This is a genomic window from Rhodococcus sp. HM1, assembly GCF_023218075.1.
Classification (GTDB): domain Bacteria; phylum Actinomycetota; class Actinomycetes; order Mycobacteriales; family Mycobacteriaceae; genus Rhodococcus.
This window is the reverse complement of the sequence record NZ_JALPTB010000245.1, coordinates 1-261: the sequence shown is the minus strand read 5'-3', so window position 1 is coordinate 261 and position 261 is coordinate 1. Positions and strand designations below refer to the sequence as shown.

At 70.1% G+C, this 261-nt stretch carries 1 protein-coding gene; it reads right to left on the bottom strand.

Annotated features, from left to right (window positions below; genetic code table 11):
• Nucleotides 1–261, bottom strand: a 261-nt coding sequence (locus tag M1M07_RS32625) for a hypothetical protein (RefSeq protein ID WP_248676819.1), incomplete at both ends; no start/stop codon positions are given.

Here is a 261-nt window from a genome sequence, read left to right as displayed (position 1 = left end):
GCCCCGAACACCCGCTCCCCCAACCGAGCGAACGACACCGACACCCCGTCATCCGACGACACCGCCACCGCATCCCCGAACGCGGCCACCGCCTCGGCGAACAACACCGGCAACACCGACGAACACCCCACACCCGGACCCAACGGCAACGACCCCACCGCCGACACATCCGACACCACCGACGCCGCCGCCTCCACCGACGACAACACCGACACCCCACCAACCCGCACACCCACATCCACCGCACACTGCGCCAGCACG